The sequence below is a fragment of the Pantoea sp. B270 genome (assembly GCF_018726825.1).
In the GTDB taxonomy this organism is placed as follows: domain Bacteria; phylum Pseudomonadota; class Gammaproteobacteria; order Enterobacterales; family Enterobacteriaceae; genus Pantoea; species Pantoea dispersa.
The window spans coordinates 2,371,329-2,398,071 of record NZ_JAHCSX010000001.1 but is presented as its reverse complement, the minus strand read 5'-3'; the positions used below and the strand labels follow the sequence as shown (position 1 = coordinate 2,398,071).

General features: G+C 60.2%; 23 protein-coding genes. 16 read left to right on the top strand and 7 right to left on the bottom strand.

Features of this window, described 5'->3' with window-relative positions:
• Positions 1-25: 25 nt before the first annotated feature.
• Complete coding sequence (locus KOL70_RS11520; RefSeq protein WP_058759361.1) at positions 26-925, bottom strand: LysR family transcriptional regulator; 900 nt, start codon at positions 923-925, stop codon at positions 26-28.
• 185 nt (positions 926-1,110) lie between these two features.
• On the opposite strand from KOL70_RS11520, the gene KOL70_RS11515 reads away from it, so the two are divergent.
• On the top strand, positions 1,111-2,235 hold the full coding sequence (locus tag KOL70_RS11515) for a GNAT family N-acetyltransferase (RefSeq protein ID WP_215480683.1): 1,125 nt from the start codon (positions 1,111-1,113) through the stop codon (positions 2,233-2,235).
• Here the strand turns inward: KOL70_RS11515 and KOL70_RS11510 are convergent.
• The gene (locus KOL70_RS11510) at positions 2,232-4,064 is read right to left on the bottom strand and encodes an ABC transporter ATP-binding protein (RefSeq protein WP_215480682.1); all 1,833 of its coding nucleotides are present in this window, start codon (positions 4,062-4,064) and stop codon (positions 2,232-2,234) included. The genes KOL70_RS11515 and KOL70_RS11510 overlap by 4 nt on opposite strands.
• A gap of 63 nt (positions 4,065-4,127) precedes the next feature.
• Between KOL70_RS11510 and KOL70_RS11505 the strand changes: the two genes are divergently transcribed.
• Positions 4,128-4,622, top strand: a complete 495-nt coding sequence (locus KOL70_RS11505; protein ID WP_215480681.1) for a GNAT family N-acetyltransferase — start codon at positions 4,128-4,130, stop codon at positions 4,620-4,622.
• Positions 4,623-4,998: 376 nt separating this feature from the next.
• Here the strand turns inward: KOL70_RS11505 and KOL70_RS11500 are convergent, their stop codons facing one another.
• A complete protein-coding gene (locus tag KOL70_RS11500; RefSeq protein ID WP_021507882.1) occupies positions 4,999-5,913 on the bottom strand; it encodes a sugar ABC transporter substrate-binding protein in 915 nt (304 codons plus the stop codon).
• Between the two features lie 435 nt (positions 5,914-6,348).
• Here KOL70_RS11500 and KOL70_RS11495 point away from each other — a divergent pair, with 435 nt between their 5' ends.
• The 8 genes from KOL70_RS11495 (at position 6,349) to KOL70_RS11460 (ending at position 16,937) form a co-directional block, all read left to right on the top strand.
• The gene (locus KOL70_RS11495) at positions 6,349-7,743 is read left to right on the top strand and encodes an MFS transporter (protein ID WP_104094189.1); all 1,395 of its coding nucleotides are present in this window, start codon (positions 6,349-6,351) and stop codon (positions 7,741-7,743) included.
• Positions 7,744-7,884: 141 nt separating this feature from the next.
• Positions 7,885-9,048 (top strand): HD-GYP domain-containing protein, encoded by a 1,164-nt coding sequence (locus KOL70_RS11490; RefSeq protein WP_021507880.1) that lies wholly within the window; start codon positions 7,885-7,887, stop codon positions 9,046-9,048.
• Between the two features lie 108 nt (positions 9,049-9,156).
• Positions 9,157-9,246, top strand: a complete 90-nt coding sequence (gene kdpF, locus KOL70_RS11485; protein ID WP_021507879.1) for a K(+)-transporting ATPase subunit F — start codon at positions 9,157-9,159, stop codon at positions 9,244-9,246.
• Positions 9,246-10,925, top strand: coding sequence for a potassium-transporting ATPase subunit KdpA (gene kdpA / locus KOL70_RS11480; RefSeq protein ID WP_215480680.1), 1,680 nt, complete (start codon positions 9,246-9,248; stop codon positions 10,923-10,925). Before kdpF ends, kdpA begins: the two co-directional genes overlap by 1 nt.
• A gap of 7 nt (positions 10,926-10,932) precedes the next feature.
• A complete protein-coding gene (gene kdpB, locus KOL70_RS11475; RefSeq protein ID WP_021507877.1) occupies positions 10,933-12,981 on the top strand; it encodes a potassium-transporting ATPase subunit KdpB in 2,049 nt (682 codons plus the stop codon).
• Positions 12,982-12,992: 11 nt separating this feature from the next.
• Positions 12,993-13,565, top strand: coding sequence for a potassium-transporting ATPase subunit KdpC (gene kdpC / locus KOL70_RS11470; RefSeq protein WP_104094186.1), 573 nt, complete (start codon positions 12,993-12,995; stop codon positions 13,563-13,565).
• 141 nt (positions 13,566-13,706) lie between these two features.
• Complete coding sequence (kdpD, locus tag KOL70_RS11465; protein WP_059012530.1) at positions 13,707-16,382, top strand: two-component system sensor histidine kinase KdpD; 2,676 nt, start codon at positions 13,707-13,709, stop codon at positions 16,380-16,382.
• A 54-nt stretch (positions 16,383-16,436) separates the two neighbouring features.
• Positions 16,437-16,937 carry a TIGR00645 family protein gene (locus KOL70_RS11460; RefSeq protein WP_021507874.1) on the top strand — a complete coding sequence of 167 codons (501 nt, stop codon included), beginning with the start codon at positions 16,437-16,439 and terminating at the stop codon, positions 16,935-16,937.
• Positions 16,938-17,040: 103 nt separating this feature from the next.
• Here KOL70_RS11460 and KOL70_RS11455 read toward each other — a convergent pair whose 3' ends face one another.
• On the bottom strand, positions 17,041-17,970 hold the full coding sequence (locus tag KOL70_RS11455; protein WP_104094185.1) for a LysR family transcriptional regulator: 930 nt from the start codon (positions 17,968-17,970) through the stop codon (positions 17,041-17,043).
• 93 nt (positions 17,971-18,063) lie between these two features.
• Here KOL70_RS11455 and KOL70_RS11450 point away from each other — a divergent pair, with 93 nt between their 5' ends.
• The 4 genes from KOL70_RS11450 to KOL70_RS11435 all read left to right on the top strand — a co-directional run bounded on the left by KOL70_RS11450 (position 18,064) and on the right by KOL70_RS11435 (position 22,107).
• Entirely contained in the window at positions 18,064-19,272 is a 1,209-nt protein-coding gene (locus tag KOL70_RS11450; protein WP_031279767.1) for an MFS transporter, read from the top strand.
• Between the two features lie 53 nt (positions 19,273-19,325).
• Entirely contained in the window at positions 19,326-20,675 is a 1,350-nt protein-coding gene (locus tag KOL70_RS11445) for a sodium:proton antiporter (RefSeq protein WP_058770927.1), read from the top strand.
• A 26-nt stretch (positions 20,676-20,701) separates the two neighbouring features.
• Positions 20,702-21,049 (top strand): hypothetical protein, encoded by a 348-nt coding sequence (locus tag KOL70_RS11440; protein WP_215480679.1) that lies wholly within the window; start codon positions 20,702-20,704, stop codon positions 21,047-21,049.
• Positions 21,050-21,210: 161 nt separating this feature from the next.
• Positions 21,211-22,107, top strand: coding sequence for an alpha/beta hydrolase (locus tag KOL70_RS11435; protein ID WP_058770928.1), 897 nt, complete (start codon positions 21,211-21,213; stop codon positions 22,105-22,107).
• 88 nt (positions 22,108-22,195) lie between these two features.
• On the opposite strand, the gene KOL70_RS11430 is transcribed toward KOL70_RS11435, so the two are convergent.
• Positions 22,196-23,113 (bottom strand): bestrophin family protein, encoded by a 918-nt coding sequence (locus KOL70_RS11430; RefSeq protein ID WP_031279808.1) that lies wholly within the window; start codon positions 23,111-23,113, stop codon positions 22,196-22,198.
• Between the two features lie 252 nt (positions 23,114-23,365).
• Here KOL70_RS11430 and KOL70_RS11425 point away from each other — a divergent pair, with 252 nt between their 5' ends.
• Complete coding sequence (locus KOL70_RS11425; RefSeq protein ID WP_021508093.1) at positions 23,366-24,007, top strand: hydrolase; 642 nt, start codon at positions 23,366-23,368, stop codon at positions 24,005-24,007.
• Between the two features lies 1 nt (position 24,008).
• Here KOL70_RS11425 and KOL70_RS11420 read toward each other — a convergent pair whose 3' ends face one another.
• Positions 24,009-24,911: a LysR substrate-binding domain-containing protein gene (locus KOL70_RS11420; RefSeq protein ID WP_215480678.1), complete on the bottom strand. Its 903-nt coding sequence runs from the start codon at positions 24,909-24,911 to the stop codon at positions 24,009-24,011.
• Between the two features lie 95 nt (positions 24,912-25,006).
• Here KOL70_RS11420 and KOL70_RS11415 point away from each other — a divergent pair, with 95 nt between their 5' ends.
• The gene (locus KOL70_RS11415; protein ID WP_215480677.1) at positions 25,007-25,828 is read left to right on the top strand and encodes an SDR family oxidoreductase; all 822 of its coding nucleotides are present in this window, start codon (positions 25,007-25,009) and stop codon (positions 25,826-25,828) included.
• Between the two features lie 95 nt (positions 25,829-25,923).
• On the opposite strand, the gene KOL70_RS11410 is transcribed toward KOL70_RS11415, so the two are convergent.
• Positions 25,924-26,727, bottom strand: a complete 804-nt coding sequence (locus KOL70_RS11410) for a hypothetical protein (RefSeq protein ID WP_215480676.1) — start codon at positions 26,725-26,727, stop codon at positions 25,924-25,926.
• Between the last annotated feature and the right edge of the window lie 16 nt (positions 26,728-26,743).

The window sequence follows — 26,743 nt, the reverse complement described above, 5'->3', positions numbered from 1 at the left end:
TTGATTGTTTCCATAATGGAAGGAATCAGCCGGGCGGATGCAGGCGGAAGTGCTCGGCCAGAAAGTCGATCAGCAGGCGGGTTTTCTGCGCCAGATGGCGCGCGGGCGGATACAGGGCAAACAGGCCCATGGCTGGCGGCGCAAAGTCCTCCAGCAGCGTGACGATTTCGCCTCGCTGCAGCGCCGGTGCAGCGATAAAACCGGGCAGACGCGCAATGCCGAGGCCGGCCAGCGCCGCCTGCAGGCAGGCTTCGGTATTGGAGAAGCACAGGCGGCCGCGAATCGGCATGCTGACGCTGTCGCCGCACGGCGTGACGAACGGCCAGTGCCACGGATCGCGAAAGTTGGTGTCGCTGATGCACTGATGCGTCGCCAGATCGCGCCAGTGCTGCGGCGTGCCGTGCTGCAGCAGATAGCCGGGCGCGGCGGCGAGGCGAATTGGCACCTCGCCCAGACGGCGCGCAATCAGGCTGCTGTCGTCCAGCTTGCCGATGCGGATCGCCATATCGAAGCCTTCATCGACGATATTCACGGCGCGGTCGGAGAAGTTGACGTCCAGCTCAATCAGCGGATAGTGACGCGCGAACGCCACCAGCACGCTGGCCAGCACCGCGGTGCCGAAGGTGCCGGGTGCGCTAATCTTCAGGCGACCGGTGGGTGAGCGGGCATTTTCCTGCACCGTGGCATCCAGCGCGTCGAACGCCTCCAGCAGGGTTTTCACCCGCTCATAATAGGCGCGGCCGATCTCGGTGGGCGACAGCGCCCGTGTGCTGCGCTTGAACAGCTGCACGCCAAGCTGCTGCTCCAGACGCGACACCAGCTTTGACGCCTGGCCGCTGCTGGTGCCGAGCCGGGCGGCGGCACCGGCAAAACTGCCGACTTCGAGTACGGCGACAAACATGCGATCACAATCAAGACGATCCATGGCATTTCCTGCAAGAGAAAAGGGTGAGTATACACAGGCGACGTGAAAAATCGTGGCACGGGCCGCGGCAGCAATGTGCGCAGCATGGCGCAACGATCCGCTTTACATTCAGTGCGCCGCACCTTTCGCACGGCGGCAAAACCTGCTGAACTAGGCATTCGCCTTAAGCTGGCCGGGAGCCACCAATGCCTTTGCTTCACCTGTCATCGCTGGCGGAGATCACCGCTGCCGAATGGGATGCGCTGTTACCTGACAATCAGCCTTTTTTGCGTCACGCCTTCCTGCTCGCGCTGGAAGAGAGTGGCAGCGTGCGCGCGGAAAACGGCTGGCAGCCGGATCATCTGCTGTGGCGCGAAGACGGCAGGCTGCGGGCGGCGCTGCCGGGCTACCGTAAACGCAATTCGTGGGGCGAATATGTGTTCGATCACGCGTGGGCCGATGCCTGCCAGCGTGCCGGCATCGCCTATTACCCCAAATGGCTCGGCGCCATTCCGTTCAGCCCGGTGACCGGTGCGCGTCTGCTGGGCGACGAGACGGCCATCATCCCGATGCTGGAAGCGCTGCCCGATGCGTTGCAGCGGCACGGCTTAAGCGGGGCGCATATCAACTTCACCACGCCGCACGCCAACGCGCTGCTGGCAACCCAGCCGGACTGGCTGGCGCGCCTCGGCGTGCAGTATCACTGGCACAATCGCGGCTACCGCGATTTTCACGACTTTCTCGACACGCTGATGTCGCGCAAACGCAAGCAGCTGCGCAAAGAGCGCGAACAGGTGGCCAGCAGCGGCTTTGCGTTTAACTGGTATCGTGGCGATGAGCTGCGTGAAGAACAGTGGGATTTTGTGTATACCTGCTACGCCAACACCTACGCGGTGCGCGGCCAGCGTCCCTATCTGACGCGCTCCTTCTTCAGCCTGCTGGCGGAGCGGATGCCGCAGGCGATTCGCGTGGTGATCGCCACGCTACAGCAGCAGCCCGCCGCCATGGCCTTCTGTCTGGTGGATGACGACACGCTGTATGGCCGCTACTGGGGCTGTCTGGCGGAGTTTGACCGGCTGCACTTCGAGACCTGTTTCTACCAGGGCATGGATTTCGCCATCGCTGAAGGGCTGCAGCGCTTTGATGCCGGTGCGCAGGGCGAGCACAAGCTGGTGCGCGGCTTTGAACCGCAACTCACCCATTCCTGGCACTATCTGTGCCATCCGGGGCTGCGTGATGCGGTCGGGGATTTTCTGCAGCAGGAGCGGGCAGGGGTGCGCGCCTGGGCTCAGGAAGCGCGCGACGCCCTGCCTTACCGGCGCGGTGATTAATCGACGCCGACAAATCCGCCGGTCTGATGCTGCCACAGACGCGCGTACAGCCCGCCGTGCGCCAGCAGTTCGCGATGGTTACCCATCTCAACAATGCCGCCGTTCTCCAGCACCACCAGCCGGTCCATTTTCGCGATGGTCGACAGGCGATGGGCGATGGCGATCACCGTTTTGCCCTGCATCAGCGTCTCCAGGCTCTCCTGAATCGCCGCTTCCACTTCAGAGTCGAGCGCCGACGTGGCTTCATCCATGATCAGAACCGGCGCATCTTTCAGCAGCACGCGGGCGATGGCAATACGCTGGCGCTGGCCGCCAGAGAGTTTGACGCCGCGCTCGCCGACGTGCGCATCCAGCCCGGTACGGCCCTGCGGATCGGAGAGCAGCGGGATAAACTCGTCGGCGCGGGCGCGCACAATCGCCGTCTGCAGCTCGGCTTCGCTGGCATCCGGACGACCGTACAGCAGGTTTTCGCGAATCGAGCGGTGCAGCAGCGACGTATCCTGGGTGATCATGCCAATCTGACTGCGCAGGCTCGCCTGTGTGACCTGCGCGATGTCCTGATCGTCAATCAGAATGCGCCCGCCGTTGATGTCATACAGCCGCAGCAGCAGGTTCACGAGGGTCGATTTACCGGCGCCGGACGGGCCAATCAGACCGATTTTCTCGCCAGGCTTGATGTTGAGATTCAGGCGGTTAATCACCTGGCGGCCGCCGCCATAGTCAAAACGCACATCCTCAAAGCGGATCTGGCCGCGCGTCACCTGCAGCTTTTTCGCCTGCGGCGCATCCTGCACGCTGAGCGGTTGCGCAATGGTGTTCAGGCCATCCTGCACCATGCCGATGTTTTCGAAGATGCCGTTCACCACCCACATGATCCAGCCGGACATGTTCACCAGGCGAATCACCAGCCCGGTGGCCAGCGCGATGGCGCCTACGCTGATCAGCGACTGGCTCCACAGCCACAGCGCGAGGCCGGAGGTGCTGACAATCAGCAGGCCATTGAGCGTCGACAGCGTGATATCCATGCTGGTCACCATGCGGCTGGCCTGCTGGGTTTTGTCGGTCTGCTCCTGAATGGCGTCGCGCGCGTAGCGTTTTTCCAGATCGTTATGGGCAAACAGTTTCAGGGTAGCGATGTTGGTGTAACCGTCAACGATGGTGCCCATCAGCTTCGAGCGCGCCTCGGATGACACCACCGAGCGCTGCTTAACGCGCGGCACAAAGAAGCGCAGCGACAAACTGTACGCCACAATCCAGATGATCAGCGGAATCATCAGGCGCCAGTCGGCTTCCGCGAACAGCACCAGTGAGGTCACGGCGTAAATCACCACGTGCCAGATGGCATCCACCAGCTGGACCGCCGAGTCACGCAGCGAGTTACCGGTTTGCATGATGCGCTGGGCGATACGGCCGGCAAAATCGTTCTGGAAGAAATTGAGGCTCTGCCGCAGCACATAGTTGTGATGCTGCCAGCGAATCATGCTGGTCATGCTGGGGTTAATGCTTTGATGCACCAGCATATCATGCAGTGCGATCACCACCGGCCGCAGCACCAGCGCCACCGCCGCCATCCACAGCAGAATCGGCCAGTTATCGCTGAACAGCGTTGCGGGCGTGGTGTGATTGACCAGATCGATAATACGGCTGAGATAGCTAAACAGCGCCACTTCGATCAGCGCCTGCGCCAGCCCGACAATCAGCAGCGCGACAAAACTTGGCCACACCTGACGCAGATAATAGAGGTAAAACGGCCACACGCTGGCGGGTGGGGAATCGGTGGGGGCATCCTGAAAAATATTGATAAAACGTTCAAAACGACGATACAACATAAGGCCACTCTTTCCGATCGGTGAGAGTTAACAGCTTAGTGCAACTGAACAGGGATTATCGACATGGATTTGCAGATTCGCGGACGCGAACCGGGCGATGCCGCCGCCTATCAACGTTTATACAGTCATCCCGAGGTGTATCGCTGGACCACGCAGCTGCCGTTTCCCAGCGTCGCCACCTGGCAGAAAAAATTCGAGCGTATGGACAGCGAAGGTTATATCGGTTTTGTGGCGGAAATCGACGGACAGATGGTGGGCGAGCTGACGCTGTTTACCGAACAGCGGCCGCGTACGCGTCACAGCATCAGTTTTGGTATTGGCGTCGATCCGGCGTTTAGCGGTCGTGGCATCGGCGAGCGGCTGATCTGCACCGGTATCGACTATGCTTTTAACTGGCTGGGCGTGATCCGCGTTGAGCTGGAAGTGTTTCACGACAATCAGCGCGCGCTGCGTCTGTATCAGCGCCTGGGCTTTGAGCAGGAAGGCGTGAAGCGCAAAGCCTGCCTGCGCGAGGGCGAGTACCACGACATCATCGTCATGGCGATACTGCGCGAGTAATGGTTGCGTCGCTCTGGAACCAGGGCGCCCGGTAACCAGGTCGCCATAAATGGCGCCCCTACAGTGTTCACAGAATATCTGTAGGGTGCGCATTGATGCGCACCAGGCAACCCAGGTCGCCATAAATGGCGCCCCTACAGTGTTCACAGAATATCTGTAGGGTGCGCATTCATGCGCACCAGGCAACCCAGGTCGCCATAAATGGCGCCCCTGCAATTTCACAGGCTACCCGTAGGGTGCGCATTGATGCGCACCAGGCAATCCAGGTTGCCATAAATGGCGCCCCTACAGTGTTCACAGAATATCTGTAGGGTGCGCATTGATGCGCACCAGGCAACTCAGCTCGCCATAATCGCGCCCCGGCAGTGTCCGTCTGCTACTGGCTGCGCTCGACGTACTTTTGCATATTCTCTTTGGTCACCAGCTCGAACGGGATCCACACGTGTGAAGCCACTTTCTCGCCTTTAATCAGCTTCTGCGCCACGTCTACCGAGGTTTTGCCCTGACCGATGGCGTCCTGAAACACCGTCACCTGCATCTTATCCTGCGCCAGAGCCTTCAGGCCGTCCGGCGTGGCGTCGATGCCGCCCACCAGAATCTTTTTATTGCTCTTTGCCAGCGCCATTGCCGCGCCAATCGCCATCTCATCGTTATTGGCCGCGACGATATCGATCGCTTCACCGTTGCCAATCCAGTTGAGCATCAGGTCCATGCCTTCGTTGCGCGCATAATTTGCTGGCTGCTTCTGTACCACTTTCATGCCCGGGTATTTCGCCACCACCTGCTCGACATCTTTGGTGCGCTGCAGCGCGCCGGCATCGGTCAGGTTGCCGATCATGATCGCCACGTTACCTTTATAATTCGCCAGTTTAGCCAGCGCCTCCATTTGCAGCGTGCCGGATTCGCGTTCGTCCGAACCGACAAACACCACGCCGGGCGGTAGGGTTTTATCGCCTGGCGTGCGGTTGACGTACACCAGCGGAATTTTCGCCTGCTGCGCCAGTCTGGTCAGCTGTGGTGTGCTGGCAGAATCCACCGGATCGACGATGATGGCATCCACGCCGGCGCTGATAAAACTCTGCACCTGGTCGGTCTGGCGGCCAACGTCGCCGCGCGCATCTTCAAACTGGGCATCCAGTCCGCGCGCTTTGGCTTCTTTATCGATGGCATGACGAATAATGGTAAGGAAGTTCTGGTCAAAATAGGCCATCGACACGCCAATCTTCTCCGCCAGCGCGGAGGCTGAACTGGTCAGCAGGCCAAGTAACAGTATCGCCTTGAGGGTTTTCATCGCAGACTCCAGAGTAAGCTGTTTATTAGAATAAATTTTTCATTGGTGTTGAAAATGGCTCAATGAAATCATTTTCAGCCTACGAGCCGGCAGCAGAGCTGGCAATCTGCTGCGTGGTAATTTGCTGTGCAGCGCACAATTTGCCCGACGCGCATGGATGCTTTGCCTGCTCATAGTGATCGCGCAAACTCTTTTCTCAGCGCTGGCGCACATTCCGCGGCGAAAGCCAGCACGGATTAAAGATTTTGTGCGCTACCGCACCCGGCTTTGTGTCAGCGACCAAAACCCGCGCCGTTTCGCCGCGCGGATTCCTTCATTCGCACAATGACCAGAGCAACACTGGCTTCCTATAGTTGCTGAACAGGGAAATCTGCGCGGTATTCCTGACCATCATCGCTTCGGGGCAGGATGCTCCTCCATCAAGGAATTCAGCCTATGTTGCAACGCAAAAACCGCAGCCAGAACAGCCATGTGCGTATCTGGATCCTTTGCCTGATTCTGTTCCTGTCAGTGGTCGCTTATGCCGATCGCTCGATCCTGTCGATCTCCGGCTCGGCGATCAAACAGGAGTTTGGCCTGTCGGCGATCCAGCTCGGCCTGATCCTTTCGGCCTTCAGCTGGGCGTATGTCATCGGCCAGATCCCCGGCGGATTGATTCTCGATCGCTTCGGCACCAAAAAGGTTTACGGCGTGACGCTGGCGCTGTGGTCGGTTTCGACCCTGCTGATGGGATTTGTCGGTGAGTTTTCCAGTGGCATGACCATGGCGCTGACGCTGATGTTTGCACTGCGCTTCGCGCTGGGCCTGATTGAGGCGCCGAGCTTTCCCGCCAACGCCCGCGCAGTCATCATGTGGTTCCCGGGCGCAGAGCGCGGACGCGCATCGTCGCTGTTTGCCTCAGCACAATACTTTGCCGTGGCGATATTCTCACCGCTCTCCGGCTGGCTGGTGTCGCGTTATGGCTGGGAATGGCCATTCTTTGTGCTCGGCGGCATCGGCGTGCTGGCGGTGTTTGTCTGGGCGGGCTATATGCGCAGCCCGCGTCAGCATCCGCACGTTTCCGCCAGCGAGTTGCATTACATTGAACAGGGCGGCGCGCTGGTGGATATCGACGCCGCGCAAACGCTGCGCGCACGGCCGCCGGTCAGCAAAGCGATGTTCAAAACATTGCTCACCAACCGCATGCTGTGGTGCGCCTACCTCGGCCAGTATTGCACCATCGCGCTTAGCTACTTCTTCATTACCTGGTTCCCGATCTATCTGGTGCAGGCGCGCGGCATGAACATTCTGGATGCCGGTTTCGCCACCATTGCACCGGCGCTGTTTGGCTTTCTGGGCGGCATCAGCGGTGGCTACATCTCAGATAAGCTGCTGGCGCGCGGCTGGAGCCTGTCGTGGGCGCGCAAAACGCCGTACATCGTTGGCATGCTGATGGCCGCCTCGCTGATTCTGGCGGCGGTGATCCCTTCCAACGCCGGCATTATCGCCATCATGTCGTTTGCCTTCTTCGGCAAAGGCGTGGCGGCGGGCGCGGGCACCTGGACCGTGGTCAGCGATACGGCACCCAAAGAAGCGGTTGGCCTCGCCGGCGCGATCTTCAACGGCATCGGTAACATGGCGGGCTTTATTACGCCGCTGTTGTTTGGCGTGATCGTTGGCCTGACCGGCAGCTACAGCATTGGCCTGGTGTTCGTCGGCGCGCACTGTGTCGTCGCGGCACTGCTGTTCCTGCTGGTGATGGGCCCGATTGAACGCGTAGGCGATCGGCACAACGCTGCCGTTGCCACAGAAGAGAAAACGGCGCAAAAGGCTGGCATTAAAGTGGCTTAATGCACTGCGCGGTAGCGGCGCAATTTATTGCGCAATGCTTAAACGTTCCTGCCTGACCCGACCAGTCACGCCGCCCTGAAGATTTTTTGCTCAGCTGCCGATATCACTCCTTACCATCCACTGATATTAAGGAGCGATATCGTGATAAAGCTGATTACCGTTGACGAGCTGCGGCCAGGCATGTTTATCCACAAGCTTGAGGTCTGGTGGATCAAGGACAAACGCATTCGCAACCAGATGCTGATCACCGATAAGCGTCAGATCGCCCTGATCCGTAACGAGGGGATCCAGCAGGTATGGATCGATCCCGAGCGGTCGGTGCGCGCGCCTGCCACGCCGCAGCCGAAAAAAGACATTCCGCAGACGCCGTTTTTCCGCGAGATGGATCAGGCGCAGTGCATCTTCAATCAGGGCAAGCCGCAGGTGCTGGCGATGTTCAACGAGGCGCGCATGGGGCAGGGCCTCGATCTTGCCTTTACCCTTGAGCTGGTCGATGAAATTGCCGGATCGATTACCCGCGAGCCGACCGCACTGCTCAGCGTGGCGCGGCTGAAAAATCATGACGATTACACTTACCTGCACTCCATGGCGGTGTGCGGTCTGATGATTTCGCTGGGCAAGAAAATGGGGCTGGATGAGCAGCAGCTGCGTCGCGTGGGCATGGGCGGATTGCTGCATGACGTCGGTAAAGCCGCGGTGCCGCTGACCATCCTCAACAAGCCGGATAAGCTCACCGACGAAGAGTTTACGATTATGCGCCAGCATCCAATCGTCGGTGCGCAAATGCTGATGGAAGCCCATGCGGATGAAGATTTGCTGGATATTGCGCTGCATCACCATGAAAAATTCGATGGCAGCGGCTATCCGCATCGGCTGCAGGGCGAGGAGATCTCGCTGTACGCACGCATGGCGGCGGTGTGTGACGTCTACGACGCGGTGACCTCCGATCGCCCGTATCGCAAAGGCTGGACGCCGGCGGAGGCGATGCACAATATGCTGAGCTGGCGCGGCCACTTTGACAGTGCGCTGCTGCACGCGTTTGTGCGCACCATCGGTATTTATCCGGTGGGCTCGCTGGTACGGCTGGCCTCCGGGCGCGTGGCGCTGGTGGTGCAGGCCGGAGAAAAATCGCTGCTGAAGCCCAAAGTGCATGTGTTCTGGTCGCTGCATTCGCAGCGCGAGGTAAAGCCGGAAGCGCTGGACCTCGGCGATAGCTTCTGCACCGATACCATCACCGGCGCTGAGGACAGCGGCTTGTGGCACAACGTTGACCTGAACCGCATCTGGGCGCTGGAAAGCGCCTGATCTGCCCGCGTTTTTATACTTTCTTTACGCCCGCTCTGCGCCTTTTTACCCCTTCTTTATGCCGCGCCGCGCATGCTTGCTGCACTACCAAATCCTCTGGAGGTTGCTGTGAGTGTGGGCGTGATAGCCGGCATCGTGCTGGTATTTTTATTACTGGGCTACCTGATTTATGCCCTGCTTAATGCGGAGGCATTCTGATGGCGGCGAATGCGTTTTTACTGATTGCGTGCTATCTGCTGGTGCTGATGGTGCTGGCGCAGCCGCTGGGCCGCTTGCTGGCGCTGATGGTGGCGGATAAGCCCCTGCTGGCGCGCAGTGAACGTGTGCTGTGGCGTCTGGCCGGCGTTGAAGGCGCGGCGATGCGCTGGCCGCACTATCTGCTGGCCATTCTGCTGTTTAACGCGCTCGGCTTTGTGCTGCTGCTGGCGATGCTGATGGGGCAGGGCGCGCTGCCGCTCAATCCTCAGCATCTGCCTGGCCTGAGCTGGGATCTGGCGCTCAATACGGCGATCAGTTTTGTCACCAACACTAACTGGCAGGCGTACGCGGGCGAGAGCACGCTGAGTTACTTCAGCCAGATGGCGGGCTTAACGGTGCAAAACTTCCTCTCGGCGGCAACCGGTATTGCGGTGGCGTTTGCGCTGATGCGCGGTTTTGCCAACCGTTCGCTGGAAACGCTCGGCAACGCCTGGCGCGACCTGACGCGCATCACCGTCTACGTGCTGCTGCCGATTAGCCTGCTGATGGCACTGTTTTTTGTCAGCCAGGGCAGCATTCAGAACTTTGAACCCTATCATGCCTTCACCACGCTGGAAGGCGCGCAGCAAACGCTGCCGCTCGGGCCGGTGGCCTCGCAGGAAGCGATCAAAATGCTCGGCACCAACGGCGGCGGTTTCTTCAACGCCAACTCGGCGCATCCGTTCGAAAACCCGACGGCACTGACCAACTTTGTGCAGATGCTGAGCATCTTCCTGATCCCGGCCGCGCTGTGTTTTGCCTTTGGTCAGCAGCTGGGCGATCGCCGTCAGGGCCATATGCTGCTGTGGGCGATGAGCATCATGTTTGTGCTGGCAGTGGTCGCGGTGATGTGGGCTGAGCTGCGCGGCAATCCACACTTTCTGGCCCTGGGTGCCGACAGCGCGATCAACATGGAAGGCAAGGAAACACGCTTCGGCATTCTCAACTCCAGCCTGTTTGCGGTGATCACCACCGCGGCGTCGTGCGGTGCGGTTAACGCCATGCATGACTCCTTCACTGCGCTGGGCGGCATGGTGCCGATGTGGCTGATGCAGCTGGGCGAAGTGGTGTTTGGCGGCGTCGGTGCCGGCTTGTACGGCATGCTGCTGTTCGTGCTGCTTGGGGTGTTTATCGCCGGTCTGATGATTGGCCGTACGCCGGAGTACATGGGCAAAAAGATCGATGTGTGGGAGATGAAAATGACCGCGCTGGCGATTCTGGTGACGCCGACGCTGGTGCTGCTGGGTACTGCGCTGGCGATGATGACCGAAGCCGGACGCGCCGGTATGGCCAACCCTGGCATTCACGGCTTCAGCGAGGTGTTGTATGCGGTGTCGTCGGCGGCCAACAACAACGGCAGCGCCTTCGCCGGTCTCAGCGCCAACACCCCGTTCTGGAACCTGCTGCTGGGCTTCTGCATGCTGGTCGGCCGCTTCGGCATCATCATTCCGGTGCTGGCCATTGCCGGTTCGCTGGCGGCGAAGAAAATTCAGCCGGTGGGCAACGGCACGCTGCCGACTCACGGCCCGCTGTTTATCGCACTGCTGGTGGGCACCGTGCTGCTGGTGGGTGCGCTGACCTTCGTTCCCGCGCTGGCGCTTGGCCCGGTGGCGGAACATCTGCAACTTATTCAGGGATAACGGAATCATGAGTCGTCAACAACTGGCGCTGTTTGATGCGGCGCTGACGCGCACCGCGATGCTGGATGCGGTGAAAAAACTCGATCCGCGCGTACAGTTTCGCAACCCGGTGATGTTTCTGGTGTGGATCGGCAGCGTGCTCACCTCGCTGCTGGCCATCGGTATGGCGGCGGGTCAGCTGAACGGCAGCGCCGGCTTTACCGCGGCGGTCGCCATCTGGCTATGGTTTACCGTGCTGTTCGCTAACTTCGCCGAGGCGCTGGCGGAAGGGCGCAGCAAGGCGCAGGCCAACAGCCTGAAAGGGGTGAACAAGCACAGCGATGCGAAGAAACTGGCGGAACCGTTTCATGGTGCGCAGTGGCGGCCGGTGGCGGCCGATACGCTGCGCAAAGGCGATGTGGTGCTGGTGGAAGCCGGGGACATTATCCCGTGCGACGGTGAAGTGCTGGAGGGCGGCGCGTCAGTGGATGAGAGCGCCATCACCGGCGAATCGGCACCGGTGATTCGTGAATCCGGCGGGGATTTTGCCTCGGTGACCGGCGGGACGCGCATCCTGTCGGACTGGCTGGTGATTCAGTGCAGCGTCAATCCGGGCGAAACCTTTCTCGACCGCATGATCGCCATGGTGGAAGGCGCGAAACGTCGCAAAACGCCCAACGAAATCGCCCTGACCATCCTGCTGGTGTCGCTAACCATCGTGTTCCTGCTGGCGACCGCCACGCTGTGGCCGTTTTCCGCCTGGGGCGGCACGCCGGTTAGCGTGACGGTGCTGGTGGCGCTGCTGGTGTGCCTGATTCCCACCACCATCGGCGGACTGCTGTCGGCGATTGGCGTGGCGGGCATGAGCCGCATGCTGGGAGCCAACGTGATCGCCACCAGCGGGCGCGCCGTGGAGGCTGCCGGTGACGTCGATGTGCTGATGCTGGACAAAACCGGCACCATCACGCTCGGTAACCGCCAGGCAACGCAGTTCCTGCCCGCGCCGGGCGTCAGCGAGCAGCAGCTGGCCGATGCGGCGCAGCTGGCATCGCTGGCCGATGAGACGCCGGAAGGGCGCAGCATCGTGGTACTGGCGAAGCAGAAATTTAACCTGCGCGAACGCGATCTCAGCAGCATGGGCGCCAGCTTTATCCCGTTCTCCGCGCAGACGCGCATGAGCGGCGTCAACGTACAGGATCGCCTGATCCGCAAAGGCGCGGTCGACGCGGTACGCCGTCATATCGAAGCCAGCCACGGCAGCTTCCCGGCTGAGGTTAATGCCCGGGTGGAAGAGGTGGCGCGCGCCGGCGGTACGCCGCTGGTGGTGGCCGAAGGCGCGCAGGTGCTGGGCGTGGTGGCGTTGAAGGACATCGTTAAAGGCGGCATCAAGGAACGTTTCGCCGAGCTACGCAAGATGGGCATCAAAACGGTGATGATCACCGGTGATAACCCGTTAACCGCCGCGGCGATTGCGGCAGAAGCCGGTGTCGATGACTTCCTGTCGGAAGCGACGCCGGAAGCCAAGCTGGCGCTGATTCGTCAGTATCAGGCGGAAGGGCGCCTGGTGGCGATGACCGGCGACGGCACCAACGATGCGCCCGCGCTGGCGCAGGCCGACGTGGCGGTGGCGATGAACTCCGGTACCCAGGCGGCGAAAGAGGCGGGCAACATGGTCGATCTTGACTCAAACCCGACCAAACTGCTGGAAGTGGTGCACATCGGCAAACAGATGCTGATGACGCGCGGTTCGCTTACCACCTTCAGTATCGCCAACGATGTGGCGAAATACTTCGCCATCATCCCGGCGGCGTTTGCCGTGACCTATCCGCAGCTCAATATGCTGAACGTGATGGCGCTGCATTCACCGGCCTCGGCGATTCTGTCGGCGGTGATCTTTAACGCGCTGGTAATTGTGTTTTTGATTCCGCTGGCGCTGAAAGGCGTGAGCTATCGGCCGATGAGCGCGGCGGCGCTGCTGCGGCGCAATCTGTGGATTTATGGCGTAGGCGGTTTAGTGGTGCCGTTTATTGGCATTAAAGCGATCGACCTGCTGCTGACGCTGTCGGGCCTGGTGTAAGGAGAAGAGAAATGAGTCAGTTACGTCCGGCTGTAGTATTGTTAGTGCTGCTTACCCTGCTGACCGGCGCGGTCTATCCGCTGCTGACCACCGGCCTGGCGCAGTGGTGGTTTCCGTCACAGGCCAACGGTTCGCTGATTAAGCGCGACGGCGCGGTGCGTGGCTCAGAGCAGATCGGTCAGGCGTTTAGCCAGCCGGGGCACTTCTGGGGCCGTCCATCGGCCACCAGTGACGCGCCGTACAACGCGCAGGCGTCAGGCGGCAGCAACCTTGCCGCCAGTAATCCGGCGCTGGATAAAGCGGTGGCGGAGCGGGTGGCTGCGCTGCGCGCTGCCAATCCGCAGGCGCCGGCAGCGGTGCCGGTGGAGCTGGTAACCGCTTCAGGCAGCGGCCTGGATCCGGATATCTCCCCTGAAGCGGCGCTGTGGCAGGCACCGCGCGTTGCGGCAGCGCGCAACATGACGCTGAAAGACGTCGAGGCGCTGATTGCGCGCAACACCGAGCGCCCGCTGCTGCCGTTTATCGGCGAAGAAACGGTGAACGTGCTGCGGCTGAATATGGCGCTGGATGATTTGCAGGGATGAGGTGAATTCGGTGCGCATGAATGCGCACCCTACAAACGTAGGGTCGCCATTCATGGCGACCGTTTCGATGCCCGCACCACAGCGTAACGCCATTTATGGCGACCGTTTCATTGTTCGTACGGAACTCAATTTTTGAACGACATACACGACGAATTACCGCGCCCCGATCCCGATGCCCTGCTGCTCAATCACAGCGACAGCCATCGCGGTAAACTGAAAATCTACTTCGGCGCCTGTGCGGGCGTAGGGAAAACCTACGCCATGCTGCAGGAGGCGCAGCGCCTGCGTGCGCAGGGGCTGGACGTGCTGGCTGGCGTGGTCGAAACCCACGGCCGTGAAGAGACCGCCGCGCTGCTGCAGGGGCTGGCGGTGCTGGCGCGGCGCGCCACCGGTCGGTCGCGCCATGCGGAGTTCGACCTCGACGCCGCGCTGGCGCGCCATCCGGCGGTGATCCTGATGGATGAACTGGCGCACACCAACGTACAGGGCTCGCGCCATCCCAAGCGCTGGCAGGACATTGAAGAGCTGCTGGATGCCGGTATCGACGTGATTACCACCGTCAACGTGCAGCATCTGGAGAGCCTGAATGATGTGGTGGGCGGCGTCACCGGCATTCAGGTGCGCGAAACCGTACCCGATCCCTTTTTCGACAGCGCCGATGAAGTGGTGCTGGTGGATCTGCCGCCGGACGATCTGCGTCAGCGGCTGAAAGAGGGCAAAGTGTACGTCGGCGACCGCGCCGAGCGCGCCATCGAAAATTTCTTCCGCAAAGGCAACCTGTTCGCGCTGCGTGAACTGGCGCTGCGACGCACGGCCGACCGGGTAGACGATCAGATGCGCGCCTGGCGCGATCAGCAGGGGCGCGACAAAGTGTGGCACACGCGCGACGCGATTCTGCTGTGCATCGGTGACGACACCGGCAGTGAAAAGCTGGTACGCACCGCCGCCCGTCTCGCTGCCCGTCTCGGCAGCGAGTGGCATGCGGTGTATGTGGAAACGCCGCGCCTCAACCGACTGCCGGAAGCGCAGAGGCGCGCCATTCTGCGCACGCTGCAGCTGGCGCAGGAGCTGGGCGCGGAAACCGCCACGCTGTCCGATCCGGACGAGGCGCGCGCGGTGCTGCGCTATGCGCGCGAGCACAATCTCGGCAAAATTGTTACCGGCCGGCAGCCGCAGCGGCGCTGGCGACGCGACAGCTTTGCCCAGCGTCTCGGCGAGCTGGGGCCGGAGCTTGACTTGCTGGTAGTGGCGCTGGATGAGCCGGTGCGCGATGTGCCAGCGGCCCTGAGCGGCCAGCGTGCCAGCGGCGAGAAATGGCGGCTGCACCTGCGCGGGTGTCTGATGGCGATCGCGCTGTGCGTGCTGGTGACGCTGATCGGCCGCTGGTGGCTGGTGGAGTTTGATACCGCCAACGCGGTAATGATCTATCTGCTGGCGGTGGTGCTGGTGGCGCTGCGCTTTGGCCGCTGGCCGTCGGTATTCGCCACGGTAATCAATATTCTGGCCTTCGACCTGGTGTTTGTGGCCCCCACCGGCACGGTGGCGGTATCGGATCTGCAATACCTGGTGACCTTTGCGGTGATGCTGGCGGTCGGGGTGATTGTCGGCAATCTCACCGCCGGCGTGCGCTATCAGGCGCGGGTGGCGCGCTACCGTGAACAGCGCGCGCGCCATCTGTATGAGATGGCGAAATCGCTTGGCAGCGCGCTGACGCCGCAGGATATCGCTGCCACCAGCCAGCGCGTCATTGAGGTGACGCTGCAGGCGCGCAGCCAGCTGCTGCTGCCCGACGAACAGGGCGAGCTGCAGTCGGCGGGTGAAAGCACCATCGGGACGCCGCCCGACCTCGGCATCGCCAAATGGAGCTACAGCAAAGGGCAACCGGCCGGTGCCGGCACCGATACGTTACCGGCGGTGCCGTACCAGATTCTGCCGCTGAAAAGCGGGGCACACTGCCGCGGCCTGCTGGTGGTTGAGCCGGACAACCTGCGCCAGCTGATGATTCCCGAACAGCAGCGGCTGGTGGAGACCTTTACGGTGCTGATTGCCAACGCGCTGGAACGCATGGCGCTGTCGCACAGCGAAGCCGCGTCACGGCTGGCCGCCGAGCGCGAGCAGCTGCGTAATGCGCTGCTATCGGCGCTGTCCCACGATCTGCGCACGCCGCTGACGGTGCTGTTTGGCCAGGCTGAGATGCTGATGCTGGACCTCGCCAGCGAGCAGTCGAAATACGTTGGCCAGGCCAATCAGATCCGCGAACAGACGCTGAGCACCATCCGGCTGGTGAGTAACATGCTGGATATGGCGCGCATTCAGTCCGGCGGGCTGAATCTGCGCGAAGAGTGGGTGGCGCTGGACGAGGTGATTGGCGGCGCGCTAAGCAGCATGGGACCGTCGCTGAAAGGGCACGACTTTACGCTGGATTTACCGCCGGAGCTGGTGCTGATCAAAGGCGACAGCGCGATGCTGGAGCGGGTGTTTACTAACCTGATCGAAAACAGCCTGAAGTATGCCGGCAATGCCGCGCAGCACGGCATTCGTGCCTGGCGCGATAAAGCGCGGCTGGAGATCGCCGTATGGGATAACGGACCGGGCATTGCGCCGGAGAATCTGACGCGCATTTTTGACAAGTTTGCCCGCGGCGACAAGGAGTCGGCCGTGCCGGGCGTCGGGCTGGGGCTGGCCATCAGCAAAACCATCATTGAGTCGCATCGCGGTCGCATCTGGGCGGAAAACCGGCCGCAGGGCGGGGCGGTGTTTCGCCTGTCGCTGCCGCTGCCGGCCGCGCCTGAAATTTCTGAAGAAGCACTGAAATAACTTCACATAAGTTCGGTTATACTCGATGGCTTGTCTGTTGATAAATGGGAACTTATGGAACGTTTTACCGAAAACCTGATGTATGCATCGCGCTGGCTGCTGGCACCGGTTTACATTGGACTTTCGCTGGGGCTGCTGGCGCTGACGGTTAAATTTTTTCAGGAAATTTTTCACCTGCTGCCCAACATTCTCAGCATCGCGGAAAACGATCTGATTCTGCTGCTGCTGTCGCTGGTGGACATGACGCTGGTTGGTGGCCTGCTGGTCATGGTGATGCTGTCCGGCTATGAGAACTTTGTCTCCAAGCTGGATATCGATGAAAGCAAAGAGAAGCTGAGCTGGCTCGGCAAGATGGATTCCGGCTCGCTGAAAAACAAAGTGGCAGCTTCGATTGTGGCGATCTCATCGATTCACCTGCTGCGTATTTTTATGGACGCGCGTAACGTCGCCAACGAAAAGTTGATGTGGTACGTAATCATCCACCTGACCTTCGTGCTGTCGGCCTTTGTGATGGGCTGGCTGGATAATATGTCGAAGGTTGAAAAGAAATCGTGACCTTCACGCATGAGCTGACCCATTGCACCAGGTGCGCATTAATGCGCACCCTGTAAAAAACCGCAGTGCCCCGTAGGGTCGCCATTCATGGCGACCTGGCCCCTTACCGCACCGGCTGCGTGCCGGTCAGCTGCGGCATCACGTCCCTGATCATCGCGAAAAAATGCTGCAGGCGGGCCGGATAATAACTGGCCCACGGGTAGGTCAGCCACACCGGCAGCGGCGGCGCCTGCCAGTCGGGCACCAGCTGCACCAGCGCGCCGCTGGCTAAATCCTCCTGCACCACCCATGACGACACAATCGCGGCGCCCATGCCCGCCAGCGCGGCTTTGCGCACCGCGTACAGGCTATCGCTGGCGAGGCGCGGGGCAATCGCCAGGTTGATCGGCTGGCCGTCGCTGAGACGCTGTAGCGCAATTTCGTTACGATAAAAACTGGTCAGCGCCAGCCACGGCAGCTGTGTCAGCTGGGTAACCTCTTTCACCGGCGCATGAGCCGCCAGCAGCGCCGGTGCCGCAACGACAAAGCGCGGCACTTCCGCCAGCAGCACCGCCACCACCGACGGATCGGTGGGCGCGCCGACTTGAATGGCGCAGTCAACGTTTTCACTGACAAAGTCCGGCGTGCGGTCGTTGAGCATCCACTCCACTGACAGGCGCGGATAGCGCTGCAGATAATCCATCAGCGGTGCAATCAACTGATCCTGACCAAACGCATGCGGCGCACGCACGCGCAGCGTGCCGATCGGGTCGTCATTCGCGCCGGTTAACTCATCTTCCAGCGCGTGCCAGGTCGCCACCAGCTGCCGTGCCTGGGCATAGCAGCGTTCCCCGTCGTCGGTGAGTTTCAGCGCATGGGTGGTGCGTAAAATTAGTTTCAGGCCGAGCCGCTGTTCCAGCGCCTGCAGACGGCGACTCACGGTGGGTTGGGTGGTGCCGAGCTGCGCCGCGGCCGCCGACAGCGAGCCGCTTTCAACAATGCGGATAAACGTCTGCATCAGTTCGATGCGGTCAACGCTGGTGAGTGTGCTCATACGTACCATGCATAACAGTTCTGTGTCATAGCAGTCTACCGCGTATGGCCGCAACGCGCTTTAATAAGCGCATTATCACGGGGGAAAACCACTATGTCTGCCATGTCTCAATCTTCTGCCATGCCTGCTGAAAAGCTGCCGGCGCCGCTGGTGTTTACGCTGGCGGCCGGTGCCGGTCTCAGCGTGGCATCGATTTACTACAGCCAGCCGATGCTGGATATCATCAGTAAGCAGTTCAATGTCGGCATCGGCAGCGTTGGTATGGTGCCGATGCTGACCCAGGCCGGTTACGCGCTGGGGATTCTGCTGCTGGCCCCACTCGGTGACCGCCACGATCGCCGCACCATCATTCTGGTTAAAGGCTTGCTGCTGGTCGCCGCGCTGCTGTTGTGCGGCTTTTCCGGCGGCATCAATGCGTTGCTGATCGCCAGCTTTGTTACCGGATTAACCGCTACCGTGGCGCAGGACATTGTGCCGGCGTCGGCGGCGCTGGCACCGGAGCGCAGCCGTGGCAAAACCGTCGGCACGGTGATGACCGGGTTGCTGGTCGGCATTCTGCTGTCGCGCGTGGTGAGCGGCGTGGTGGCGGAGTATCTGGGCTGGCGCACCATGTACATGATGGCGGCGGCCGCGGTGCTGCTGAGCAGTCTGGCGCTGTGGCGCGCGCTGCCGCGCTTTACGCCGGGCACCACGGTGAGCTATCCGCGTCTGCTGCTGTCGCTGGCGCATCTGTGGCAGCATCACCAGACGCTGCGCCGTGCGGCGCTGGCGCAGGGCCTGCTGTCGGTAAGTTTTAGCGCCTTCTGGTCTACCCTGGCGCTGATGCTGAGCGATCGCTTCCATCTCGACAGCGCCGTGGCAGGGGCCTTCGGTCTGGCCGGTGCCGCCGGGGCGCTGGCCGCGCCGCTGGCGGGCAGTTTTGCCGACCGCATCGGCCCGGCGCGTGTCACCCAGTATGGCGCCACGCTGGTGATGGTGTCGTTTGCCCTGATGTTCCTGCTGCCGGTGCTGCCGGTGCCGGCGCAGCTTGGCCTGATTATCCTCAGCACCATCGGCTTTGACCTTGGCGTGCAGGCCACGCTGGTGGCGCATCAGACGCTGGTCTACAGCCTGGCGCCGGAAGCGCGCAGCCGCCTCAATGCGCTGATGTTCACCGTGGTGTTTATCGGTATGGCGACCGGCGCGGCGCTCGGCAGCCTGGCGCTGGCCCATTTCGGCTGGAATGGCGTGGTCAGCCTTGCGACGGCTGCCGCTGTGCTTGCGCTGCTGATTCGTCTCGCCAGTCGCCATCTGCAAAACTAATTCACGATCCTGTGCCAGGCTTAAAGGAGAATGTTATTTAAAAACGGAGCGTTATGAACTTCCTGGCCTGGACCGCCCTCACTGGCGGTCTGCTACTTTTGATGTCACTGGCTTCCGGCTGGATTCACCGGGGGCCGGTGACGTCGTTTGGTCTCTACCTGTTCGCGGGCATTCTGTGCGGCCCGTGGATGCTTAATCTGCTGCAAATCGACATTATCGGCCACGCCGAGCTCGCCGCCCATATCACCGAAATCACCATGGCCGCCTCGCTGTTTATCACCGGGCTCAAGCTGCGTCTGCCGATGAGCGCGCACGCGTGGCGCGTCGGGCTGCGGCTGGCATTCCCGGCGATGTTGCTGACCGTCGGCGGCATGGCCTGCCTGATTCACTGGATTACCGGCTTTGGCTGGCCGCTGTCGCTGGCGTTTGGTGCCATTGTTGCCCCGACCGACCCGGTGCTTGCCAGCCTGATCTCCGTTAACGATGCGCGCGATGACGATGCGCTGCGCGTGGCGCTCTCCAGCGAGGCCGGCATGAACGACGGTTCGGCGCTGCCGCTGCTGATGCTAGCGCTGCTGCTGATGCATCCGGGCGCCTTCAGTCTGGAGCTGCTGGGTGGCTGGGCAGCGCGCGATGTGGTGTGGGCGATTGGCGGCGGGCTGGCGATTGGTTACCTGCTCGGCCGGCTGATCGGCCAGCTGGCGACCCATCTGCGCAGCGCGCATCACGACGTGGCGCCCAATGATTTCCTCGCGCTGGCGCTGATCGCCCTGAGCTACGCGGCGGCGCAGTCGGTGGATGCGTCTGGCTTCCTCGCTACTTTTGCAGCAGGCGTCGGCTTACGTCGCGCCGAGCTGCGCGTGACTAAACGCTTTCCACTGGAAGATTTACCGGAAGAGAAGCGCTACCTGCCGGCAGAGGTGCTGGTCAATCCTAACCAGCGTCTGAAGCAGCAGGGCGGCAGCCCGGTAAAATCGGTCGGCCTGGTGGTCGGCGATGCGTTGTCGTTTGGTGATACTATCGAACGCCTGCTGGCGGCAGCGATGATGGTGGTGCTGGGCATCACGCTGGCGCATCACTGGAATCTCACCGGCATCGGCCTGGCGCTGCTGCTGTTTGTGGTGGTGCGGCCGCTGGCGGTATGGCTGACCACCTGGCGCTGCGAAATGCCGTTTATGCGGCGGATGCTGATTGGCTGGCTGGGGATTCGCGGCATCGGCAGTATCAATTATATTGCTTATGCTTGGGTGCACGGCCTGCAGGGCCCGCAGGCGGAACAGATGATGGACATGGCGCTGACGCTGGTAGTATGCAGCATTGTGCTGCACGGCATCACGGTGACGCCGCTACTGAACTGGCGTGCTGCCCGGCAAGCGGCACGCGCGCAGCAAGACGAAACGTGATTTTCTGGAAATAACGGGAGCTTATTATGAAAGCATTGCTTATCGCCCTGGTAGGGCTGTCGCTGTCTGCTAGCGCGCTGGCGGATGATACGGATGCCGACGCGCAGGAGAATATCTACGCCAGCCAGCTGTGCCACATTGTTAGCGGAGAACAGAAAACCGGTGCCATGCAGAGCTACACTGAGAAAATGAAGTCACAGCTGGCGGCCAGCCAGTCACCGTCGGCCATGAACAAACCCTCCTTCAATGAGGAAACCGCGCAGGAAGTGGTCAACGGCTGGCTGGAGCTGGGCGAAGAAGAGCGGGCGAAGCTGCGTCACGATCAGCAGCAGTGTGAGCAGACGGTGATGACTCAATTCCAGCAGCAGGATTAATTTTCCCTTCTCTTCGTGAATACGCGCCTTTTCTGGCGCGTTTTTTTATGGCTTTTTTGTACGAAATGCGTACATTATCGCCAGGTTGAAACAGGACCTGCATCACATAATGAGACGCCGCCTCCGGGCTGGCGCATTTTCCATACCGGCTACTGGGCAAGATGATTACACGGCGTCGTTTTCTGTTGGCTAGCGGAGCAACCGTACTCTCCATGACGGCGGGCAAACTGTTTGCCCGGGATGATATTATTCCGCTCTGGCCGGACGACCCACCGGGCGGCGGCGGTCCGTCTGGCCTGCTGAAAGTCAGCGCTAACGGTTCGTGGACCAATATTGTTTCTCCCGCCATTCAGCGCTTTCGTCCGGAGAATCCCAACGGCGAAGCGGTGATCGTTGCGGCTGGTGGCGGCTACCGTTTTATCGGCATGGGGCGCGAAGCCTGGCCGGTCGCGCGCTGGCTTAATGCCAACGGGTATACCGCCTATGTACTGAGCTATCGTCTGCCGGGTGAAAAGTGGCAGGCCGGCAGAATGGCGCCGCTGCAGGATGCGCAGCGCGCGATTCGCATGGTGCGCGCGATGGAAAACAAGGTGCACCTGCTGGGCTTTTCGGCCGGCGGCCATCTGCTCGGCATGGCGGCAGCGCGGCCTGACTTCGTCACCTATTCACCGCAGGATTCGCTGGATGACATCCGGCCAACCGCAGACAGCGTCGGGCTGATTTACCCGGTTATCACCCTTGAAGCGCCGTATCAGCACACCCGTACTCACCAGATGATCGTGGGCAATGACGCCACGCCGACCCAGGAAGCCAACTGGTCAGTGCAAAATTACGTCACCCGCGCCTACCCGCCAACCTTTCTGGCGCAGGCGGAGGACGATCATACCTCCAACCCTCATAACACCGAACTGATGCGCGACGCCTGCCGCCGTATGCGCGTGCCGGTTGAGCTGATCGAACTGAGCAGCGGCGGCCACGGCTTTGGCCTCGGTAAAGCCGGCACCCCCGCCGCGCTGTGGGACCAGGCGTATGTCCGCTGGCTGGATAAGCTGGGATAAGGTGTGATGGGCTGCGGTCGCCATGAATGGCGACCCTACAGCAGCGTGGCGCGCTGTTTTGTAGGGTGCGCATTCATGCGCACCTTGTTCACGTCAGATTAAAATACCGGTCCGGCTGGCTCGCTGCCGGCAGCGGGAAATCGTTGTTCATCGCTTTCAGATTGCGTTCGATATTCACGCACAGCGCGTCCAGCGGCAGGTGATTGGGCGCGGTGCCGAACGGATCTTCCAGCTCCTCCGCCAGCGACTCCAGCGACAAAAAGGTATACGAAATAAACACCGACACCAGCGGCGTCATCAGGTGCAAATCGGCCACCAGCGCGAACGGCAGCAGGGTGCAGAACAGATACACCGTGCGGTGCAGAATCAGGCTGTAGGCGAAGGGAATCGGTGTGCTGGCCAGCCGGTCGCAGCCACCCAGATACGCCGACAGATGGTTAAGGTTGTCATCAATACTCTGCCAGACGATATCCGTCACTAATCCCTCATCACGCCGCTGCGCCAGCCATTCGCCCATGCATAACATGATTTGTGAGGTCGGCATCGGATGGCCGAGCACCGCGGCGTGCCACGCGGGCGGCAGCAGCCGCTGCAGATCGGCTTGCGCATCGGTTTTACGCAGCCGGTGTTTCAGGCTCCAGCTAAACGCCAGCTGCAGTCCGATAAACTCCTGCACCTGTTCCGCACGCAGTCCGCGCAGCGTTTTCACCTGGCGCAGCAGCGAGCGCTGAGTAATGTGCATATTGCCCCACAGCGTGCGCGCCTCGATAAAGCGCGCGTAGCTGGCGTTATTGCGAAAGCCAAGAAAGATGGCGATCGACACGCCAATCAGGCTGAACGGTGCGGTGGTCAGGTGAATGCCGAGCGTGGAATACCAGGGATAACCCAGTATGGCGATCACTGACATCAGCAGGTTAAGCGACAGGCGGAACGCAATGCGAGACAGCACTGAGCCGTGCCAGTCAAACAACCGGAGAAACCAGTGTTGATGAGGACGTACGATCATTTTGCGATGGTGTTTTTATGATTTTGTCGGCACAGATTACGCCCGTCGCAGGCGCAGAATCAACGCCGGTGAGCCGCTGTTTTACCAGCAAAAACGCTGCGCTTTGACTAATTAATCTATTTAAATCAAGCTTCTAAAAACGCTTTGAACAAGTTGTAAAATTCTTTGCGTTATCTCTTTGTCCGCGCTTTCTCTAAAGTTTATTCCAGCAGCACAACACACAAATTTAAAACCACTTTAGAGGAAAATATCATGTCTAAACTCGACCTGCTTGACCCACAGAACTCAACCCTGATCTTTATCGACCACCAGCCACAGATGGCGTTTGGTGTCGCCAATATTGACCGCCAGCAGCTCAAAAATAACACCGTCGCCCTGGCGAAAGCGGGGAAAATTTTCGACGTGCCGGTGATTTACACCTCGGTAGAAACGGAAAGCTTCAGCGGCTACATCTGGCCAGAACTGCTGGCGGTACACCCGGAATCGAAGCCGATTGAGCGTACCTCCATGAACTCCTGGGAAGACGCGAAATTTGTCGAGGCGGTAGAGAAAACCGGCCGCAAAAAACTGATCATCTCGGCGCTGTGGACCGAAGTGTGCCTGACTTTCCCGGCTCTGATGGCGCTGAAAGCCGGTTACGAAGTGTATGTGGTGACCGATACCTCCGGCGGCACCAGTGTTGATGCGCACGAACGTTCCGTGCAGCGCATGGTGCAGGCGGGTGCGGTGCCGGTGACCTGGCAGCAGGTGCTGCTGGAGTACCAGCGCGACTGGTCACGCAAAGAGACCTATGATGCGGTGATGGATCTGGTGCGTGAGCACAGCGGTGCCTACGGCATGGGTGTCGACTACGCCTACACCATGGTGCACAAAGCGCCGCAGCGTCAGGGCTGATTCAGCGGTAGTGCGGCAGGCGGGTTTTCAATGCGTCGATAAACAGCCGCAGCGCCATCGACTGATGCCGGTTCGGCGGGAACCACAGCGCGATTCCCGCCGACTGAATGCGCCAGTCGGCCAGCAGCTCCACTAATTTCCCCTGCTGCAGTGCCTCGCTAACGTACAGCGAAGGCACGAACGCAATCCCTGAACCGTTGATGGCCGCGCGCGCCATCAGCGCGTTATTGTCTAACGTCAGCGTACCCGGCACGTCAATCTCCAGACTTTCCTCCGCACTCTGATACTCCCAGCGATAGCGTTTGCCCCCGGGCAGGCGATGACGAATACACTGTTGCTGCAGTAAATCCTGCGGCTGACGCACCGGCGCGTGCACCGCCAGATAGTCAGGCGAGGCTACGGTAACGAAGGTCAGCGGGCCGCCGAGCGCAATAGCCACCATATCCTGCGGCACATCTTCAATCAGCCGGATACCGGCATCAAACCCGGCGGCGGTAATATCCACCAGCGCGCCCTGGGCGGCGAAATCAAGCTGAATGCCGGGATAGCGCGCGCTGAACTCAGGCACCACCTGATCCAGCAGCAGGCCAATCACCACATCGCTGGCGCTGATGCGCAGCGTACCGCACTGCTGCTGGCGGCTCAGGCTGACGTCGTGCAGCACCTCATCCATCTGATTGAGCAGCGGCCCGAGGCGCTGTAATAGCTGCTCACCGACGTCGGTCAGCGACACGCTGCGTGTGGTGCGCTGAAACAGCTGCACGCCGAGGTTGTGCTCCAGCGTTTTCACCAGGTGGCTGAGCGAAGAGCGCTTCAGGCCAAGCAGCTCGGCGGCGCGCCGAAAGCTGCGCTGCTCGCCCAGCGTTTTGATCGCCTGCAGTTCGTGCCAGGAAGGGCGTTTCATTGGTGGTATTTCCTCACCAGGTCATGTGCAATTGGGGAGATTATGACCACCAGTAAAGCGATCTATTATCAGGTTTTCAACATGAGGAGCGCAAAATGAAAACCTGGTTAATTACCGGTGCCAGCAGCGGACTGGGCCGACTGATGAGTGAACGTTTACTTGAGCGCGGCGATCGCGTGGTGGCAATGGTGCGCCGCGAGCAGGCGCTGGAAGATTTGCAGCAGCAATATGGCGATCGTCTGCTGGTGATGCGGCTGGATCTGGCCGCAACGGCCAGTATCGCACCCGCCATCGCCACCGCCTTTGCCCGTGTCGGGCGTATTGATGTGGTGGTAAGCAACGCCGCTTACGGTCTGTTTGGCGCGGCGGAAGAGCTCAGCGACGCGCAGATTGCACGCCAGATCGCCACCAATCTCACCGGATCGATCCAGCTGATTCGCGCCGTCATCCCGCATTTGCGCCAGCAGGGCGGGGGCCGCATTGCGCAGATCTCGTCTGAGGGCGGCCAGGTGGCGTATCCCAATTTCAGCCTGTATCACGCCAGCAAATGGGGCATTGAAGGTTTTGTCGAAGCGGTGCGCCAGGAAGTGGCCAGCTTTGGTATTGAGCTGCTGCTGGTGGAGCCGGGCCCGACCGTCACCAACTTCGCCAGCGGGCTGGATATCGCCGCGCCGCTCGACGCCTATCGTGATAACGCATCCGGTCAGTTCCGTCGGGCGATTGAAGCGGGTGACTTTGCTATATTGGGTGATGCCGGAAAATGCGTGGCGGCCACGCTGGCGACGCTGGATCAGGAAACGATGCCGCTGCGGCTGGCGCTCGGCAGCACGGCCTATCAGCACATCGAAGCCGCGCTGGAAGCCCGGCTGGCAGAACTGCGAACGCAGAAAGCGCTGGCGTTTGGCGCGGATGCGTAACTTTGCCGTGTAACCTGGTTGCGCAGACCGTTAATAATGGCGGTCTGCGGCTGGTTAATACGGACTGGCTGACATCGTTAGCCCTAATATTTACCTTAACCATAAAAACGATTTTTATTTTCGTTTTTAACGATATGCTTCAATAGATATTGGCATTTATCAACAACAGTGCGGGCATCTTTAAACCCCTGTTCAATCACGGCAATATTTAATGCATGGTCGTCATGGTTAAACTGCATTGGTTCGGTATCGCACATGTTCCAGGCACGCGTTGTCGCTTCTGTCCAGTGATGAACGCTTTCTCCGGACCAGGCAATATTCTCTTTAAGCATTCTCACTGGGTTACCGCCCCAGCAGCTATTGGAGTGTATCGTTTTCCCCGCCACCAGACTCATGGCACCAATTACGCTGCCGGAGTGGATCGATGAACCTTTTAAAATTATAGCGTTTTGTCCGATCCACACGTGATCGCCGATATAAATGCTACAGGAATGATTGATGCGCTGATTATCCGCAATGTTATATATCAGATGAGGATCGGCGGTTCGCATCCAGATACCAAAGGAGAGACAACAATGATTGCCAATGATGATATTTTTTTCTTCTGAGAGAATCAGCGTTAACTTTTCATTGAAGTAATTATGTCTGCCAATGAAGCAGACCGAATTTGAGAATGCAATTATTTTAACGATATAGGGTATCGCACTTTGGCTCAAATAAATGATTGAATTATCCGCCCGAAAATCCACTACGGAATCCTGCAGGACTACGCCCTCCTCACATACCAGAATATTGTTCTTACCATGAAAATTAATCTGGCTATTGATGAGTGTCGGTTCTTTACCGAGAAATTTGTTACCTTCAATAAGCCTGAGCTGCTCTGGATGTAATATTGTCATTTTTCGCTACGTGAGT